19 protein-coding genes are annotated in these 19,214 nt (G+C 36.5%); 3 read left to right on the top strand and 16 right to left on the bottom strand.

Annotated features, from left to right (window positions below):
* Positions 1 to 220: 220 nt before the first annotated feature.
* Complete coding sequence (locus DN394_RS18500) at positions 221 to 1,246, bottom strand: DUF2515 domain-containing protein (protein WP_002108635.1); 1,026 nt, start codon at positions 1,244 to 1,246, stop codon at positions 221 to 223.
* 103 nt (positions 1,247 to 1,349) lie between these two features.
* Here DN394_RS18500 and recU point away from each other — a divergent pair, with 103 nt between their 5' ends.
* A complete protein-coding gene (gene recU / locus DN394_RS18505) occupies positions 1,350 to 1,952 on the top strand; it encodes a Holliday junction resolvase RecU (RefSeq protein ID WP_000155596.1) in 603 nt (200 codons plus the stop codon).
* A 66-nt stretch (positions 1,953 to 2,018) separates the two neighbouring features.
* Positions 2,019 to 4,709, top strand: a complete 2,691-nt coding sequence (locus tag DN394_RS18510) for a PBP1A family penicillin-binding protein (protein ID WP_046955207.1) — start codon at positions 2,019 to 2,021, stop codon at positions 4,707 to 4,709.
* 23 nt (positions 4,710 to 4,732) lie between these two features.
* Here DN394_RS18510 and DN394_RS18515 read toward each other — a convergent pair whose 3' ends face one another.
* The 10 genes from DN394_RS18515 to panB form a co-directional block, all read right to left on the bottom strand.
* Entirely contained in the window at positions 4,733 to 5,251 is a 519-nt protein-coding gene (locus tag DN394_RS18515) for a YpoC family protein (RefSeq protein WP_149294101.1), read from the bottom strand.
* 3 nt (positions 5,252 to 5,254) lie between these two features.
* Entirely contained in the window at positions 5,255 to 5,902 is a 648-nt protein-coding gene (gene nth / locus DN394_RS18520; RefSeq protein ID WP_046958931.1) for an endonuclease III, read from the bottom strand.
* A 15-nt stretch (positions 5,903 to 5,917) separates the two neighbouring features.
* A complete protein-coding gene (gene dnaD, locus DN394_RS18525) occupies positions 5,918 to 6,625 on the bottom strand; it encodes a DNA replication protein DnaD (protein WP_000728534.1) in 708 nt (235 codons plus the stop codon).
* 122 nt (positions 6,626 to 6,747) lie between these two features.
* Positions 6,748 to 7,935, bottom strand: a complete 1,188-nt coding sequence (aspB, locus tag DN394_RS18530) for an aspartate transaminase AspB (protein ID WP_000761545.1) — start codon at positions 7,933 to 7,935, stop codon at positions 6,748 to 6,750.
* Positions 7,936 to 7,953: 18 nt separating this feature from the next.
* Positions 7,954 to 8,457: a cell wall elongation regulator TseB-like domain-containing protein gene (locus DN394_RS18535; protein WP_097914889.1), complete on the bottom strand. Its 504-nt coding sequence runs from the start codon at positions 8,455 to 8,457 to the stop codon at positions 7,954 to 7,956.
* A gap of 7 nt (positions 8,458 to 8,464) precedes the next feature.
* The gene (locus DN394_RS18540; protein WP_000358351.1) at positions 8,465 to 8,635 is read right to left on the bottom strand and encodes a YpmA family protein; all 171 of its coding nucleotides are present in this window, start codon (positions 8,633 to 8,635) and stop codon (positions 8,465 to 8,467) included.
* 250 nt (positions 8,636 to 8,885) lie between these two features.
* Complete coding sequence (gene dinG, locus DN394_RS18545) at positions 8,886 to 11,690, bottom strand: ATP-dependent DNA helicase DinG (RefSeq protein ID WP_000044945.1); 2,805 nt, start codon at positions 11,688 to 11,690, stop codon at positions 8,886 to 8,888.
* Positions 11,691 to 11,818: 128 nt separating this feature from the next.
* Positions 11,819 to 12,202 carry an aspartate 1-decarboxylase gene (gene panD, locus DN394_RS18550; protein WP_000490178.1) on the bottom strand — a complete coding sequence of 128 codons (384 nt, stop codon included), beginning with the start codon at positions 12,200 to 12,202 and terminating at the stop codon, positions 11,819 to 11,821.
* A 12-nt stretch (positions 12,203 to 12,214) separates the two neighbouring features.
* On the bottom strand, positions 12,215 to 13,063 hold the full coding sequence (panC, locus tag DN394_RS18555) for a pantoate--beta-alanine ligase (protein ID WP_097914883.1): 849 nt from the start codon (positions 13,061 to 13,063) through the stop codon (positions 12,215 to 12,217).
* A complete protein-coding gene (panB, locus tag DN394_RS18560; RefSeq protein ID WP_046958929.1) occupies positions 13,063 to 13,899 on the bottom strand; it encodes a 3-methyl-2-oxobutanoate hydroxymethyltransferase in 837 nt (278 codons plus the stop codon). Before panB ends, panC begins: the two co-directional genes overlap by 1 nt.
* Positions 13,900 to 14,308: 409 nt before the next feature.
* Between panB and DN394_RS18565 the strand changes: the two genes are divergently transcribed.
* Positions 14,309 to 14,698, top strand: coding sequence for a cupredoxin domain-containing protein (locus DN394_RS18565; protein WP_141475007.1), 390 nt, complete (start codon positions 14,309 to 14,311; stop codon positions 14,696 to 14,698).
* A 117-nt stretch (positions 14,699 to 14,815) separates the two neighbouring features.
* On the opposite strand, the gene DN394_RS18570 is transcribed toward DN394_RS18565, so the two are convergent.
* The 5 genes from DN394_RS18570 to mgsA are packed head-to-tail and all read right to left on the bottom strand — an operon-like array spanning position 14,816 to position 19,214.
* The gene (locus DN394_RS18570) at positions 14,816 to 15,796 is read right to left on the bottom strand and encodes a biotin--[acetyl-CoA-carboxylase] ligase (RefSeq protein ID WP_149294117.1); all 981 of its coding nucleotides are present in this window, start codon (positions 15,794 to 15,796) and stop codon (positions 14,816 to 14,818) included.
* Complete coding sequence (locus tag DN394_RS18575) at positions 15,781 to 16,974, bottom strand: CCA tRNA nucleotidyltransferase (protein ID WP_046958927.1); 1,194 nt, start codon at positions 16,972 to 16,974, stop codon at positions 15,781 to 15,783. Before DN394_RS18575 ends, DN394_RS18570 begins: the two co-directional genes overlap by 16 nt.
* Positions 16,961 to 18,106: an N-acetyl-alpha-D-glucosaminyl L-malate synthase BshA gene (gene bshA, locus DN394_RS18580; RefSeq protein WP_046958926.1), complete on the bottom strand. Its 1,146-nt coding sequence runs from the start codon at positions 18,104 to 18,106 to the stop codon at positions 16,961 to 16,963. The genes DN394_RS18575 and bshA overlap by 14 nt, the downstream gene beginning before the upstream one ends.
* On the bottom strand, positions 18,103 to 18,807 hold the full coding sequence (gene bshB1, locus DN394_RS18585) for a bacillithiol biosynthesis deacetylase BshB1 (RefSeq protein ID WP_000015669.1): 705 nt from the start codon (positions 18,805 to 18,807) through the stop codon (positions 18,103 to 18,105). The genes bshA and bshB1 overlap by 4 nt, the downstream gene beginning before the upstream one ends.
* A gap of 11 nt (positions 18,808 to 18,818) precedes the next feature.
* Positions 18,819 to 19,214 carry a methylglyoxal synthase gene (gene mgsA / locus DN394_RS18590; RefSeq protein ID WP_046955216.1) on the bottom strand — a complete coding sequence of 132 codons (396 nt, stop codon included), beginning with the start codon at positions 19,212 to 19,214 and terminating at the stop codon, positions 18,819 to 18,821.

The following is a 19,214-nucleotide window of genomic DNA, read 5'->3' on the forward strand; positions in this document are numbered from 1 at the left end:
AAATTCTTTGCTTTCACTGAATTTTGAGACGTGGGTCTTACTGCCCGGCAAGTAGCGGGATAAAGTGAAACTTTAGCGCTTTTACAAAAAGCTAATTTCTGAAGCATCCTTAATCTCTTATATTCATTACGTTTTGAGATTAAATTGTTAGCATACACGGCAGGATTACTTCACATTAAGAAGTCCCGTCTTCATTTATGAAGACGGGACTTCTTTTTTATTATATCACGAACTCATCCATCCTTTTAACAAAACGATTTACGATAGAAGCAACATAGATTTGCTCCCTCTTTCTTTTATACCATTCTGTTATATCAACTTCACCCTTATACTCTTCCAGTAGAAACAACTCATTTATTTCCTTATCTCTACAAAACCAATCTCTCATACTTATTTCCTTATGTGCAACGACAGGATAAACCTCTCTAAGGGCTGGCGTACAAGATTTTCTAGCTTCTCTTACATAATATTCATAATCTGCTCTTGATCCTGTGTGTATAGTTTGCAATGCAAACCTATGGAATAAACTTTTATAATTCGGATGAAACAGTAACTCCGCTAATTTCTGCCCTAGTTCTATACGCTTTTGTAACGTTTCAAATTGATAAACTGAAAAACCATACATCCTCCCTTCAACAGTCGGAAAAATAACAGCACTAATATGAAGCATTTCTTGCAATTTAAAAAGTGCAGTATGGAATACATGTTTTTTAAAATATGCATTCTCAATAACTGGTTTTTGAATTTTATTTTGCTCATTTATAATAAGCGCTGTCATGAGCCTATTTATATCTTTTTTTTCCCAAAAATAAATCCATTCTTTTTCCATAAAAATTGATACGTTAAAATATTGTAACAAATAGAATAGTGGTACCTGCCTCCTCTTACTTTCTTCGTATAACAATAGCTGAGGAAATGCATCTAAAAAAATAATCCAATTCGCTTCTTCATAAGTCAGAAACAAATGTTTTTTTACTGTTTGAGGTAAAACAGTAGCATAATATCTCCCTTTTAAATCAGTCATATTCCATCCCGCATTTCTCGAGACCATACTTGCTAAAAAGGCCCACCTAATTTCACTGTTCCTTACATAATATTCTTGATAAGACTGTGTTCGAGAAATGTTGTCCATATTAGCCATTTCTATTTTCCTCTTAATGTTATAAACGATTGTTTTTTCTTCGTCTGTACAAACCATATTTTTACGATATTGTTTAATTTTCTCATAATCATTCCATGTAAACATAAATAAGTCATCATACCTTTCTTCAAAAAGGTCACATCTTTTTTCATTTTTTGTTATAATCACCTTTGTAAGTAATTCTTAGCAAGTTGGGAGTGGACACACTATGACCATTCGTTACCCAAACGGAAAACGGTACAATCAAGCTTCACAACCTCATAAAACACCAATTAAAAAACATACTTATAGTAATAGAGGTATGTCCCTTGAAGAGGAATTGAATGAAACAAATGAATATTACTTAACCCATAATATTGCATGTGTACATAAAAAACCTACACCTCTTCAAATTGTAAAAGTAGATTACCCCGCTCGAAGTGCTGCAGTGGTAAAAGAAGCGTATTTTAAACAACCTTCTACAACAGATTACAACGGTGTATACAAAGGGAAATACATCGATTTTGAAGCGAAAGAAACAAAAAATAAAACCAGCTTTCCACTTCAAAACTTCCACCTTCATCAAATTGAACATATGAAGCGAGTAATCGCTCATGATGGAATTGCATTTGTTATTATTAAATTTACACTTTTTGATGAACTTTATTTACTAGATGCAAAACATATTATTGCATTTTGGAATCGTCAAAATACTGGTGGACGGAAATCGATTACGAAAGAAGAAATAGAAGAGCATGGATCTTTATTATCATGCGGTTATCACCCTCGGATTGATTATATCCGTGTACTAGACACGGTTTATTTTTCGTGATAGAGTCATCACTAAGGCTCTTTTTTCGACTTTTGGGGGAGAGAATGAAAGGTAGGAGAAAGTATAATGTCAGATAATTATCGTTCTCGTACAGAACGAAATCATGTAAAAAATCAAAAGCAAGAAACAAATAAAGAAGAAAAACCAAAGAAGAAAGGCTCCTTTTTTAAAAAATTCCTTATAGGTTGTCTACTTCTTGGTATCGTTGGTCTTGTAGCTAGCGTTTCCGCTTTCTTTGTTATGGTGAAGGACGCTCCAAAATTAGACAAATCAAAACTTGTCAATCCTTTATCAACAAAGTTTCTTGATAAGAATGGGAACTTTTTCTATGAATACGGTGCTGAAAAACGAACCCACGTTACGTATGATCAAATTCCAAAGGTAGTTGAAAGTGCATTCCTTGCAACTGAGGATTCACGTTTCTATGATCATAATGGAATTGATTTTAAACGAACTACAAAAGCAGTTATGGAAAATGTCACTGGAGGGTTCGGATCTCAAGGTGGTAGTACGATTACACAACAAGTAGTCAAAAACTATTTTTTAACGATGGACAAAACTGCGAAGAGAAAAGTACAAGAATGGTACCTTTCTTACAAATTAGAGCAACAATACTCTAAACATGAGATCTTAGAAATGTACTTAAATAAGATTAACTTAGGTAACCGTTCGTACGGTATTGCAACAGCAGCCAAAAAATATTATAACAAAGATTTAAAAGACTTGCAGTTACATGAAGCTGCGATGCTCGCTGGTTTACCCCAAGGTCCTAATATTTATGATCCAACAAAAAAAGAAAACGTTGAACGAGCTACACAACGTCGTAACGTCGTATTATCATTAATGAATCGACATGGTTATATAACAAAAGATGAAATGAATAACGCAATGAAAATCTCTGTAACTGAGGGTCTTCAACCGGCTTCAGAAGTAACTGAGATGAAGTATCAAGCATTTTTAGATGCTGTTGTAAAAGAAGTTGAAAAAGAATATCCCGATATAAATATCGGTTCAGATGGTTTAACGATTCATACAACACTTGACCAAGATGCTCAAGATTATGCTGAAAAAATTATGGATGGCAATCTTATTAAGTATCCGAACGATCAATTCCAAGGATCATTCGTATTTATGGATACACAATCTGGGGAAGTTCGAGCAATTGGGGCTGGGCGTAAAGAAAGTAAATCTACTTTCAAAGGTCATAATATGGCAACTGATTTAAAACGCCAAGTTGGTTCAACAATGAAACCAATTTTCGACTACGGTCCAGCATTCGAGAATTTACAATGGTCTACATACCATCAATTAAACGACTCAGAGTATACGTATTCCAATGGAAAGAAAATACGAAATGCAACAAAGAGTTACAAAGGTGACGTTTCACTACGTGAATCTTTGAAAAAATCATTAAACATCCCGGCTTTAAAGACAGCTCAAGCGGTTGGCCTTCCTAAGTCACAAGCGTTTGCTGAAGGCTTAGGTATGACATTTAAAGACGGCAAAACATATGAATCAACAGCAATTGGTAGTAACGATAGTTCTCCATTACAATTAGCAGGTGCATATGCAGCCTTTGGTAATGATGGTAACTACAATAAACCGCACTTCGTAAAAGAAGTTATCTTCCCAGACGGGAAAAAGAAAAATTTTAAACCGAAAGAACAACGTGCGATGCAAGACTACACAGCTTACATGATTACTGACGTTCTTCGCGACGTAGTAAAACCTGGTTCTGGTGGTACAGGTCCAACAGCATACGTTTCTGGTGTTGACGTAGCCGGTAAAACAGGTACGCAGAACTTTGATGAAGACGTTCTTAAAAAATATGGTATTCCAGCTGATGCAAATAGAGATAGCTGGTTCGCTGGATATACACCACAATATACAATGGCTGTTTGGACTGGTTACGAAAAGGATGGTCCAGAAAATTACATTGGTGATCGCTCTACTAGAATTGCACAACAAATGTTCCAAGTAATGATGAGCAAATTCGCTACAGATAAATCCCGTTTCGAGCGTCCTTCTTCTGTACAAGAAATAAACGGAGAGTTATATGTAAAAGGTGCGAAAAAAGATGCAATTAAACAAATTAAAGTAGATGCACCTAGTGGTCTTAATGTCACTTTCGATGGCGCTAGTACTGTTACACTAAACTGGTCTGGACCAACAGAAGTTGATGCGTATGCAGCAAGCTATAAAGCGACTGACGGTTCAAGTGGTAGCCTATCAATAAGTGGTACGACGGCTTCTCTTGGTGGTATTAAACCTGGCGTTACTTACAGCTTCTCTGTAGTAGCGAAAAAAGGTACTGGAACAAGCCCTGCAATTGGTGCATCCTTCACTGCACCTGGCGGAACTCCAGACCCGAAGAAAGCTGAAGAAGAGGCTGCCAAAAAGAAAGCCGAAGAAGAAGCTAAGAAAAAAGCTGATGAGGAAGTACAGAAAAAAGCTAATGAAGATAAACAAAAACAAGAAGAAGCTCAGAAAAAAGCTGCTGAAGAGCAGCGTAAACAACAAGAGCAACAGCAACAACAAGAACAACAACGTAAACAACAAGAAGAAGCTCAGAAAAAGGCTGCTGAAGAAGAAGCTGCTAGAAAGAAAGCCGAAGAAGAAGCTGCTAGAAAGAAAGCTGAAGAAGAGGCTGCTAGAAAAAAAGCTGAAGAAGAACAACACAAGCAACAAGAACAACAACAAAATACCGGAGGAGATACACCTCACGCAGACGGAAATGTTGTCACAACAGAGTCTTAATACAAAAAAAGAAGTCCTTTCTCTTAACGAGAAAAGGACTTCTTTTTTGTTATCATTTTCTTAACATATAGCTTTTCTATTTCAATATACAACTGCGCTAACTGAATATAGGAATGATAATTATTCGGTTTCTTTATAATGAACGAATATCGCTCCATAAAATTAACTGGTTGTACTTCCAATTTACTCGTATAAGCTTCCATTTCATTCAAACTATGAACAGGTTGCTCATTTAGCCAATATATAATCGATAACAAATGTGCCGCAAAAAGAATCATTGGACCTTCAGCTTCTTGCTTATTTCTGTTTCGAAATCGTGTAGCAATGTCTTCATGCTTACTTTTCCATACATTCAACAGTACAGGAATACTATTTTCAATTTCATTCCACGGCTCATATTGTCTTTCAATATCAAATATAAAGTAAGTCTTTTGTATTATTTCTTCAAAAGACTGATCTGTATGATACATAATCGAAGTTACGCTTTCTGTAAAAAATGGTAAGCACCGAAATTCTTTCGGTATTTCTATAACTCGCTCCATCCTTTATTTCCCCTTCATTCGCTTCTTTCCTTCACGACACACTTCTAGTAATCGGCACTCTTCACATTGTGGTCGCTGTGCTTTACAGTGGTAACGCCCAAAGAAAATCATACGATGATGTGTAACGCCCCATTCATCCATCGGAACTTTCTTCATTAATGTCTTTTCTACTTCTAACACCGAATCTTTCCACCTACAAATCGCTAACCGTTTACTCACTCTCTCTACATGCGTATCAACAGCAATCGCTGGAATTCCAAATGCAACCGAAACAACTACATTCGCTGTCTTTCTTCCTACTCCTGGTAATTTCGTCAGCTCGTCACGGTCTTCTGGAACTTTCCCGTTATAATCATCTAGCAACATCTGGCACAATTTTTGAATATTTTTCGCCTTATTTCTAAACAATCCAATGGAACGTATATCTTGTTGTAATTCTTCTAAAGACACGCTTAAATAATCTTCCGGTGTTTTATATTTTTGAAATAAATTTTTCGTCACTTTATTTACAAGTGCATCTGTACATTGTGCAGATAACGCCACCGCGATTACTAATTCAAATGGATTATCATGAATTAATTCACAATGTGCTTCTGGATACATATCCGCCATTGTGTCTAAACAATAGCGAATTTGCGTTTTATTTAACATATACTTCCTCCTACATTACTGCTCCAACCAATTATAAAAAGGCACTTTCCCAGTAAATTTCGTCTCTTGTTTTGTCGTTTGCTGCGTTCGTTGTTGATTTGCTCTAAATTTCCGTCCTTGGTTTTGGGCTTGATCTACTGTTTTAATACCATTCTTTTTCCACTCAAATAAAATACGATCAATATATCGGAAATTAAGCTTACCGCTCATTACAGCTTCCCTGAGGGCCGCTTGAATTAAATTCGGATGATGTTGATCTTGATCTTCCCACATACCCAACGTTTCACATTCAAACGGAGAAAGTGGTCTTCCAAATTCTTTTTCAAATACTGTATATAAATTTACTTGCAGTTGTTTTATTTCTTTTTGTTCTTCCTCTATTGATTCGTTCATTAAGAAATGCAATATTTTTTCCCATAGCGGTTGTAAAGAATAACTTTCACACATCATCGCTTCTGATTTTTGTCCACCTTCTAGTGATAAAAAACCTTTTTGAATCAATGTCTGAATTACTTCCATACATTTCATTTCAGTAATCGTCATCCGTTCTGAAATCTCTGACGGAGTCGGAAACGAATTGCCCGATTCTAAAAATGTGTGTACATGAAGTACAACCATAAATTCCATTTCATTTAACCCTAATTTTTTATAATGCATCATAAGTAATTTTGGAATTGCAATGCTTCCCTGCTCAAACCACTGTAACATCATTTTCTTTTTCATCACCAAACACCTCGCTCTCTAGTATAACACACCTTTCGCTATTTCTTTTTGCCACAATTCGTCAAAAAAACCTTCCTATTATGTAGGAAGGTTTTTTTGTATTGCGTTAATAAAATATACAATTAAGCTTGCACTTTACTTTTCATAAACGTATGAATGCGTTCTAATGCTTTCTCTACTTGTTCAAGAGATGTCGCATATGATAAACGAACGTTATTTGGAGCACCAAACCCTGTACCTGGTACAAGAGCCACTTTTTCCTCTTCTAATAGAGCTTTTGCCCAATCATCCACAGTTTCGTATCCTGATAAAGCTACAGCTTCTTTTACATTAGGGAATAAGTAAAATGCACCTTGTGGTTTAATGCAAGTAAAGCCAGGGATTTGAATTAATTTATCATAAATAATGTTTAATCTTTCTTCAAATGCTTGACGCATTGTTTCTACAGGTTCTTGTGAGCCTGCATATGCTGCAATTGCGCCGTATTGAGCGATTGAAGTAGGGTTTGACGTACTATGACTCGCTAAGTTCGTCATCGCTTTAATAAGCTGCTTATTTCCTGCTGCATATCCAATACGCCATCCTGTCATAGAATGAGATTTAGATACACCATTAATAATAAGTGTTTGTTCTTTTAATGCATTAGAAAGCTGGGCAATCGAAGTATATTCTGCTCCACCATAAATTAATTTTTCATAAATTTCATCTGAAACGATTAAAATATCGTGTTCTAAACATACTTCTCCAAGCTGTTGTAATTCCTCTTTGCTATAAATCATTCCTGTTGGATTGCTCGGTGAATTAATAATAACTGCTTTCGTTTTCTCTGTAATTGCCTCACGCAGCTGCTTCGCTGTAATTTTGTACTCATTGTCTTCCAGGCCTTCTACGTAAACTGGCTTACCTCCAGCAAGCTTTACTTGCTCAGGATAACTTACCCAATAAGGAGTTGGGATGATAACTTCATCTCCTTCATCAAGTAACACTTGGAATAATGTATATAATGCATGCTTTGCACCGTTACATACAATAATTTCAGATGGATCATACGCAATTCCTTGATCACGTGTAAACTTCTTCACAATTTCTTGTTTTAACGCTTGTAATCCACCTGTTGGTGTATACTTCGTATGTCCTTCTAACATCGCTTTATGTGCAGCATCCATAATATGTTCTGGCGTATTAAAGTCAGGTTCTCCTGCCCCTAATCCAATTACATCATGACCTTCTGCTTTTAATGCTTGTGCCTTTGCTGTAATTTCTAAAGTTGCAGATGGTGTTAAAGCAGCTACTCGCTTTGCTAATTTCATTTGTAGTTCCCCCTACATCTATTTTTCAATGCTGTAGTGACCAGCATAAGCCCCATTTTGAAACTCTAAATAATAATACGTATAACGATCTTCCTGATCAATATATGTAATTTCCCACAACGGAATATCGTTTTGAGCACCTAATTTTACTTTTGTAATTTCTTTTGGCTTTGGCTTTGGCTCATCACCTTTTCCTGTAGCTTGTTCAGCCAACTTTTGCAAAGCTTCTTTTTCAGGAATACCTTCACTCTTTTTCTTCACAAGGACATTCCCTTTTTTATTAGGCACCCAAACAATAATTTGTTCTCCTTTTTCGTCTACACCTTGTATGACTGTATATGAAGAATTTCCATTATAATAATCAACAGATTTTACTTTTGTAAGCTTTGCCTTTTCTTTTGCAATTTCTACAGATTTTGCCTCTTTATGGATTTTCTTTTCCATTGCTTTATTGTAAACATACGCCCCATATATTCCGCTAGCAACGATTACGATAACGATTGCAAAGATCCACTTTTTCATTGTATCACTACGTTCTGTAAATCGTAAATACAGCTATTTCTTTATCTTTTTCGTCTAATGCTAATCCGAACATGAGGTCCTGTTCTTTTAACGTACGATTCAAACTATCAACAATTTTATACAAGTCAGACGAATATTTAATACGCGTCGTTGATAGGACTTCGATTTTCTTATCCATGAAAAAACTCCTCCGTTACACAAAAATTTCTAATTATAGAAGAACGCAATACGGTTACAATAAGAGTACATTCTTTACAACCCCTGCTTCATCACCCATCTATTATAGCAGGACATGTACTGCAAAAAAAGGTTTCAAGTCGAAAACCAATACATTTTGTATACAAGAAGTAAGAAAAATAAAATTCCTCCTACCCACATTTTTTACGCCTGAAGCTTAAATGTACTTCAGGCGTATTTTTCTTCCAATTTTATTTATTTGGCCATGCCTTTAATTGTTCTAATAATTCTTCTAGAGGGCCTTCATAAAGCGGAACAGTTGGGATTGATTGTAAAAAACGTTTTCCATAAGAAGCGCTTATCAAACGACGGTCTAATACAAATACTGTTCCGGTATCTGTACTTGTTCTAATCAGACGACCAAATCCTTGTTTGAAACGCAAGATTGCTTGCGGGAGTGCTAACTTAGCGAATACGTCCTCTCCTTGATTTTTTAAACACTCTCCTTTTGCTTCCATCATCGGTTGATGAGGAGGCGTAAAGGGAAGCCGTACAATAACAAGACAACTAAGGGCATCTCCAGGTATATCTATCCCTTCCCAAAAACTACTTGTTCCTAACAAAATCGATTTGTCGAACTCTTGAAATTTACGAATGAGACGACTTCGGCTCTTATTATTTACACTTTGCGTTAATAATAAATACCCCTCTAATTCTTCATCATTTTTCAAATTCGTATACGCTTCTTTCAACATTTCATACGAAGTGAATAAAACAAGCATTCTACCTTTTGTAGCTTTCGCTATTTTTGCAATATGTGCCGACACAGATTCAATATATTCTTCATTACTTGCTTGCTTAATAAAAGGCACATCTGTTGAAACCATTAATTTCATCTGTTCTTCAAAACGGAATGGTGATGGAACCTGTAATGTATTGGGAGCAAAATCATGTAAACCTAGCTCCTCTTTTATATAGTCAAATGAATCGTTTACTGTTAACGTTGCTGATGTGAAAATAACACTTTTTTTCTGTGTTAAAAATTCATCCGCAAGCCTTTCACCAATATGAACAGGCTGTGCATATAAAACGGTTGAATGAATTGTTCCCTTCGTTTCAGTCTCCATCCATGTCACGTATGAATTTTTTTCTAAAATGAGTAATTGTAAAGATTGTTCCATCTTTCTCAACAACTCAATTAAATGCATAAATTCACCTGTAACAACATGCATCTCCCATTCTAATTTACTTTGCAATATATCAACTTGCTTCTCAAGTGTAGTCAATAATTTTCTTACATCGTATACAAAACGATTTGTTAACTCGGTAATGCTATCCCATAACTTACCTTTCTCTACTTCCGTGTTATATCGATAAATGAGTGGCATATTGCTTATCCCTTGTTCCTGCTTTGTTTGTTTAAAGATGAAAGCACGTAACATTTGGAATAGCTCATCCGCATCAAATTTCAATTCCTTCAAACTATGACTCACCATACGGAAAGTCGAACGAGAGGCTTGCTCTGATTTTTTCATCATTTTATATACTTTAGAAAGTACATCATCTGTTTCTAGTGTACCAAGACGAGATAAAACTAATTGAAAATACATACAGGAGAACTGTTCACCTAATGTTCTACTCGCCGCTTCCTCGATATGATGAGCTTCATCAAAAATAATATGTTCACATGAAGCAAATAGTGGTTCTTCACTTGAAAAATCTTGAAATAATAACGCATGATTTGTAATAACGATATCTGCAAATAATGCTTTATTCTTTGCTCGTTGATAAAAACAACGGCTATACCAGTTGCTTTGCATCCCGCCTGGACTATGTACATCACTACAAATGCGGTTCCAAAGTAACTTTCCGCCCTCAGGAATATTTAATTCATCACGATCGCCAGTTTCTGTTTGCAATAACCACACTAAAATTTTTGCCTTTGTGAGCGCCATATCATAATTTTTCTCTTCCTCTTGCAAAGCATATTCAAATTTATGTAGACAAAGATAATGCTTTCTTCCTTTCAAAAGAGCTACTTCAAATGAAAATGGCATTATTTTCTGTAATAATGGAATTTCTTTTTCTAATATTTGTTGTTGCAGTTGTACTGTTTGGGTACTTATGATGACAGGTTCTTCTTTTTTCGTTGCAAAATAAATACTTGGAAGTAAATATGCAAGAGTCTTCCCTGTTCCTGTTCCTGCTTCAATTAGTGAAAACCTAGAATCTCTTAGTGCTGTATATATTTCCTTCATCATAATCTGTTGGCTTTCTCTTTTTTCAAACTTTGGCATATTCAATTCCAGGTTATCGATTGCCTTATGCAAGAAAGCATCAAATTTAGATGAACATGTTTCACTGAGATTTAAAGCATAATTCCGTTTTCGAAGCGCAATATTTCGATACACTTCATACCCCTCTGCCGCTTTTCTACCATGCATCATTTTCTTTAAAATATTTTCAGAAAGTACATCCGCTATATCACTTTGAAAAACATCGCTCAATTCATAGAGCGATTGCAAGGTGACAAGTGGTAACTTTTCAATTTCATTTAAAAATTGTAAAAATAATTCCGCTGTTGCAAGAGCATCACTATCCGCACGATGCGGTTGATCGTGCTCTAATTCATGTTGTTTAGCTAAATCACGTAATTTATAACTATCAGCTGTCGGCAAAAGAATTTGCGCCAACTCAACTGTATCAACTTTCGGACAATGTACTTCTGTATATCCAGCCTGCCTTAATTCTTCCGTTAAAAAATTCCAATCAAAGTGAACGTTATGTGCAACGAAAGCTGCACCTTGCAATAGCTCAACAACCATCGGGGCTACATCTTGAAATAACGGGGCTTGCTTAACCATACTCTCATCAATCCCTGTTAATTCTGTAATAAATGGCGGAATCTCTCTCTTCGGATTAATAAAAGATGAAAAAATCTCTAATATCTCTCCATCTTCCACTACAACAGCTGCGATTTGGGTAATTTTATCCTTCCCGTCCTTCCAGGAGTTCCCTGTCGTCTCTAAATCCACAACGACATAACGCTTACTCATATATGTAACACCTCAATTTCTTACCTATCAAACGCAAAATTATATAATGTTACTATACCACGTTTTATCTCATCTTAATGAAAAGATGCACAAAAAAGCTACCTCCGTAATAGAGATAGCCTTCTTACTTATAATATCGTACCCGCTTTTTCAGCGCCTAACATTTGGATAATTTGATTATCATCGTCTAATACTGCAATTTTCGGCTCTTGGTTATGAATATTTTCTTCTGCCACTAAACCGTAGCAAATAATAATAACTTTATCCCCTGGCTGTACAAGTCTTGCAGCTGCACCATTTAAACAAACAACACCGCTACCGCGTTCTCCTTTAATAACATATGTCTCTAAGCGAGCACCATTATTGTTATTTACAATTTGTACTTTTTCATTTTCTACAATATTTACTGCATCCATTAAATCTTCATCAATTGTAATACTACCTACATAATTTAAATTTGCTTCTGTTACCGTAGCGCGATGTAACTTCGCTCTCATCATTGTGCGAAACATAGATGCTCCCCCTTATTTAACCGTTAATGTTATATTGTCAATTAATCGTACATTATCAAATTTAACTGCAATTGCTAAAATGATTCGTCCTTCAATTTTATCTATTACTTGTAGTGAAGGATAGGCATATAAATCAGCATAATCTACAGTGCCTTTCGTATACGTCTCAATATACTCTTTTACAAGAGTTGTAATGATTTCTGCATTACGTTCGCCTGCTTCAATTCTTTCTTTCGCTATACATAGACTGCGGTATAAATGAGGAGCCGCTTCACGCCCTTCTTGTGATAAATACACGTTACGAGAACTTTTCGCTAATCCATCTATTTCCCTTACAATATCCACTGGTACGATCGTAACCGGAATATTAAAATCAGCGACAAATCCTTCAATGACAGCAACTTGCTGTGCATCTTTCATACCGAAATAAGCACGCGTTGGCAATGTAATATTAAATAGTTTCATTAGTACAGTCGCAACACCAGCGAAATGACCAGGTCTTTGTTTGCCACATAATACATCGGTACGTTTCACAACTGCTACTGTTGTCGTTTGTTCTGCTGGATACATTTCTTCTACGCTCGGATAAAATAAATAATCTACACCGTTTTCTTTTGCTACATTTTCATCTCTATCAATATCACGAGGGTATCGATCTAAATCTTCATTCGGCCCAAACTGTAGCGGATTGACAAACACGCTTAAAACCACAATTTCATTTTCTTCTCTTGCCTTACGTAATAAAGTCGCATGACCTTCATGTAAATACCCCATCGTTGGAACAAAACCAATACTTTTTCCACTTATACGAAGTTCGTTTGTAATTTGCTGCATCTCTTGCACTGTAGTTACGATTTTCATTATTGTTTTCCTCCGTATAACGCTAAGCATTCTTCCTCTTTCATTGTGAATGAATGTTTTTCTTCTGGAAATTGCCCTGTCTTTACTTCAGTAACGTATTGTGAAATCCCTCGCACAATCTCCTCTTGAACAGACGTATATTGCTTTACAAATTTCGGAACACGATTTACGCCGTATGAGATAAGATCATGATAAACAAGTACTTGCCCATCTACTTTTTTCCCTGCTCCAATTCCAATCGTCGGAATTGTTAGTTGCTTCGAAATTAATTCCGCTAACTGCATTGGCACACATTCTAACACAAGCGCTATCGCACCAGCTTCCTCACATCTCTTCGCATCTTCTATTAATTTTTTTGCACTTTCAGCATCTTTTCCTTGTACTTTATACCCACCTAGTACTCCTACAGATTGAGGAGTTAAGCCTAAGTGTGCCACGACAGGAATTCCCGCATTCGTCAAGTGATGAATAGTTGATACCACTTCCCCTGCACCTTCTACCTTCAGTGCATGAGCACCACTCTCTTGAACAATGCGGCGTGCATTCACCATCGTATCTTGAGGCGACACATGATACGACATAAATGGCATATCAGTTACAATAAACGTCTCTTTCGCTCCTCGGCGTACAGCTTTCGTATGATGAATCATATCCTCTACTGTTACAGGTACTGTTGAATCGTAGCCGAGCACAACCATCCCAAGGGAATCTCCAACTAGAATCATATCAACTTCAGCTTCTTCTGCTAACTTAGCAGATGGATAATCATACGCCGTTAGCATCGTAATCGGCTCACCTTGCTCTTTCATCTTCAAAAAACCTGTTTTTGTTTTCAAAAACTACTCCTCCTTTATACAGGAGAGAGGAGATGGCCGAAATCATATAAAAAACCCCTCTGGCCATAAAAGGGCAGAAGGGTTGTGTGTTAGTCGGCATTATTCATCCCTCTGTCCCAGTCCGTTATTGGATCAAGGCAGAATCCAAGTTATTATTTTTCGTATTGCTTCGAATCATGGTGCAGTTCGCTCTGATACTGCCCACATTCGAACTAATTATAGCAAACTCCAAAAAGGAATTACTACATTTTTTTGAAAAAATAATTTTTATCCTCATTACGGTATGTGAAATTTTCATAACTAACGCACCCATAGAAAGGATAAATAGCTTTGTTTACATGCATTGTATAACTCGTGAACTAATGATGCAGGTTAATTGAGAAAAGTACTTACAAAAGGAGAATTGCGAATGTTTATGAACAAATGGTTATTTCCATTTACCGGTCTGCTTCTGATGATTGTAGGGATGATAACTTTTAGCTCCTTCCATGCATTTGCCTCAGTTAACGTCGTAACACAACCTATCGATTCAACGAAAGTAATTGAGGTCGAACTGAATGATGATTACTTTCATCCAAACGTCATCACGATTCCAATTGAAGAGTCAACAACATTGTTATTAAAAAACAAAGGTAAGAATGAACACACCTTTACAGTAAAAAAACTTGGCATTGACGTCGTAGTCGAGTCAGGAAAAGAAAAAAATATTACTGTAACCCCTAAAAATACTGGTACATATGAGCTAATATGTCGGTACCATCTCCTTAAAGGAATGGAAGGAAAAGTAATCGTCAAATAACAAGTAAGGGCAAACAGAGGATAGTTTAAAATGAAAATTAGATACTAAAAAATTTATTACCGTATTGTAAGCTCAAAAGTATGTAAATAAAAAAGAAGTTCCAAATAGGAACTTCTTTTACTTAATTTCGATATCTGCAGAATGAATGTGATGTACTTTCCCTTCATGATCCTCTAGAAGTAATACACCATCCTCTGTAATTCCTTTTGCTACGCCTGTAATTGTCTCTCTCATCGTTCGAGCGGTAATTTCTTTCCCGATGCTCACAGCGTAACTTTCCCAAAGAATTTTAATGACAGAGAAACCATTTTGTAAATACTCTTCATATAATTTTTCTAGTTGTAAAAAGATTTGTTGCATAAGCTCTGCACGAACAATTGGCTCACCGGATTCAATCGCTAAAGAAGTAGCAATATGTTGAATTTCCTCATCAAAATGTTCTTGCTTTTGATTCGCATTAATACCAATGCCCATAATGACAGCATTAATTTTATCAGGATCTGCCTGCATTTCTGTTAATATACCTACAGCCTTTTTACCTTGAATTAAAATATCATTCGGCCATTTTATTCCTACGTTTACACCCGTGCACTTTTCAATTGCTTGTGCAACGCTAACAGCCGCTAATAAAGTAAGTTGTGGTGCATGATGAACCGGGATTGATGGACGTAAAATAATACTCATCCAAATTCCTGTTCCTTTTGGTGAATGCCATTTCCTGCTTAAACGACCTCTGCCGGCTGTTTGTTCTTCTGCAACAACAATCGTTCCTTCTTCTGTACCTTCATAAGCAAGTTTTGCTGCAATATGCTGTGTAGATTCAACAGACTCTTCAAAATATACCGTTCTACCAATATGTTTCGTTTGTAACCCTAACTGAATTTCATTAGCAGTCACTTTGTCTGGCTTACTCGCAATGCGATAACCTAATCGACGCACAGCTTCAAGTTCATATCCCTCATTCCGAAGGTCCTCCATATGTTTCCACACAGCGGTTCTTGAACAACCAAGTTTATCACTAATCGTTTGGCCAGATACAAACGCGCCATCCGCTTCCGAAAAAACTTGCAATAACTGCTTTCTTATAGTAGATTGCATTCTTGCAGCCACTCCCTTATACACTCTTTCTCATTAACTACGTTTCCTTGTACGATTGCTTCCTCAATTTTTTGAATCATTTCAGCAACCCACGGACCGGGCTTTTTATTTGCCCAGCTTAATAAATCATTCCCAGTCACATTCATTTCTTGGCGACTCTTGATTGGCAATGCTTCAAACAACGTTTGTACTCGTTTAACAGATGTATGATCATAGCTTTCAATCATCGCTTCATATACTCTTTCGGCCATTTCAGCGATATGAAGTCCCGTTTTATAAAGAAGGACTGTATCCCAATCCTTCTCCTTTCTCGTACGAATTGTTAATAAAACTGCGACGATATCTTTTATTTTTTTATTCGAAAACTTCCATTGACGTAAAAAGACAGATGGATGCTCTTCTCCGATACAATATAAGAAGAATGCCCATGCCTCAATGTCCGTTTCAAAAGAATCCCAGTTATACTGCGTAGCTTTTAATAATCTCTCATCTGACATTTGTAAATATGGCAGATGAGAAAATAGCTTCGTTTCTACTAATTCTTGCAAGCCCTTCACGCAATATGTACCAGTTAACAGCTTCTCAAATTCCACTGTAATTCGCTCAATTGCAATATGTTCCAGTAAATGTCCATATGTTTCAATTGCTTGTTTCGTTTTCATTTCTAAAGAAAAACCTAACGTACTTACGAAACGAATACCACGCATCATTCGCAGGGCGTCTTCTTGAAAACGATCCGCAGCATTGCCAACTGTCACAATTTCTCTCTTTTGAATCGCTTCCTGTCCAGCAAATAAATCAACCATTTTGCCTTCTTCTGTCATCGCAATTGCATTCATCGTGAAATCACGACGTTTTAAATCCTCTTCTAATGAACGAACAAATTGAACACTACTAGGTCTTCGAAAATCTTCATATTCGCTCTCTGTTCGAAAAGTGGTTACCTCATAAGGTTCACCATTTTCTACCACAATTACAGTTCCATGCTCAAGACCAACAGGAACATGTCTTGGAAATATAGACATCACTTCTTCTGGTAAAGCAGATGTCGCAATATCAATATCTCCAATCGGCCTATCGATAATAAGATCTCGTACGCTTCCACCGACAAAGTAGGCCTCATGTCCTTGTTGCTTTAAAGTCTCAATAATAGAACTAGCTTTTTTAAATCTTTTCATTTTTGTCATCCCTTAGTACATCATAGTAAATCGTTTCATATTGTGAGACGATTTTTTCAGAGCGGAACTGCTCGTAAACACTTGCTCTTGCTCGCTCTCCCATATTACGATGAAGTTCTTCATCCTTTAATAGCTGAATGGCTTGATTTGCCACTCCTGCTGGATTGCCAACTTCACATAAATATCCTGTTTCACCATGTTGAATGACTTCTGGAATACCTCCAACCCTTGTTCCGATACAAGGTACACCACACGCCATCGCTTCTAATAAAACAAGACCAAAACTCTCCTTCTCTGATAGAAGCAACATTAAATCACTCATTGCAAGTAGCTCTGCAACATTATCTTGCTTCCCTAAGAATAAGACGCGATCTTCAATATGTAGATTTTTCACTAACTGTAAAATCGTGCAAAATTCTGGTCCATCTCCTACGAGAAGCAACTTCGCATCTACTTCTGTAACAATTTTAGCAAATGCCTGAACAACATCTTGCACGCGTTTCACTTTACGGAAATTTGAAATGTGAATGAGTATCTTTTCACTCTCACTTATACCGTATTCTTTCTTTAATTGAGACATATCACGCTTGAAATATACACGCTCGTCTATAAAGTTATATACCGTTTGAATGTTTTTATTTGGTTTTACAAGCTCATGCGTCTCGCTAATCAATGAATGCGAGACAGCCGTCACAACATCAGATTGCTCAATACCAAAACGAATTAAATTATTTAGCGAAGGGTCGGAACCTAACACAGTAATATCTGTTCCATGCAAGGTTGTAACAATTTTAATACGCTCCCCAATCATTTGTTTTGCTAAATAAGCACAAATTGCATGTGGTATTGCGTAATGCACATGTAAAATATCTAGATTTTCTCTTTGTGCAACTTCTGCCATTTTACTCGCTAACGCTAAATCGTATGGTGGATATTGAAATACAGAGTATTGACTTACCGTCACTTCATGAAAATAAATGTTTGGATACACTTTATTTAATCGGAATGGTAAACCCGATGTAATAAAGTGTATTTCATGCCCGCGTTCCGCTAATTGCTTTCCTAATTCTGTTCCAACAACTCCAGAACCACCTACAGAAGGATAACATGTAATACCTATTTTTAATTTCATTTACATCCCCCTACTAAATCAGCATGTAATAAAACCGGTTTCTTACTCATAAATCCCTCGGCATATAAAACTCCAACTTCTTTTCCAAACATTTTCTCTCGAGCGACCACAGTTTCAACGTAGCCTTCTGTTAACGGCGTTTTCACACCATCACTACCTGTTAAAAACTGACTTTCATACGCTTCTAATACTTCCACTTTTATAGAAAGGTACTCACTTATATCTATACAAAAATTCGGTTTATGAAAACCATTAATCATATAATAATAAAAAGACTCCACGCGATGTGGCGAAACCTCTGGCATATATTTACGAATTCCCGCTGAAAAAATAGCTTCTTCCACAAGTTTTGCACAATTTGCATGATCTGGATGACGATCTTCATAATACGGCGCAAAAACTAGTTTTGGTTTATATGTACGAATCACCTTTACAATTTCACGTATATATTCTTCTTTCATATACAAACCACGGTCTGGCATCGCTAAATTCAGTCTCGTTTTTACTCCCATTATACGAGCTGCCGCCTTTGCTTCTTCTTTTCTCAATTCTATCGTTCCATTAGAAGAAAGGTCAGCTTCTGTTAAATCACAAATACCTACTTCATACCCTTGCTTCGTATATTTAGCAATGGTACCAGCCATGCCGATTTCAACATCATCGGCATGAGCACCAAACGCTAATATATGTAATCCACTCATAATTGTTCCCCTCATTTTCTAAACTTGCGGTAATCTAAATCTCCTCGCTCTAATGCGTGCATTAACATTTCAGCACTTGCCATATTCGTTGCAAGTGGAATCGCATATACATCACATAAACGAAGCAATGCATTTACATCTGGTTCATGCGGCTGAGCAGTTAGTGGATCTCGGAAAAAAATCACCATATCCATATCGTTTTTTGCAATCATGGCACCAATTTCTTGATCGCCACCAAGAGGACCCGACTGAAATCTTGTTACAACTAAACCAGTTGCCTCCATAATACGAAGTCCTGTCGTCCCTGTTGCAAATAATTCATGTTGTTCAAAAATTGGTTTATATGCGTATGCAAACGAAACCATGTCATCTTTCTTTTTGTCATGTGCGATTAAGGCAATTTTCAT

The sequence above is a fragment of the Bacillus sp. BB081 genome (assembly GCF_008368895.1).
Classification (GTDB): Bacteria; Bacillota; Bacilli; order Bacillales; family Bacillaceae_G; genus Bacillus_A; species Bacillus_A wiedmannii.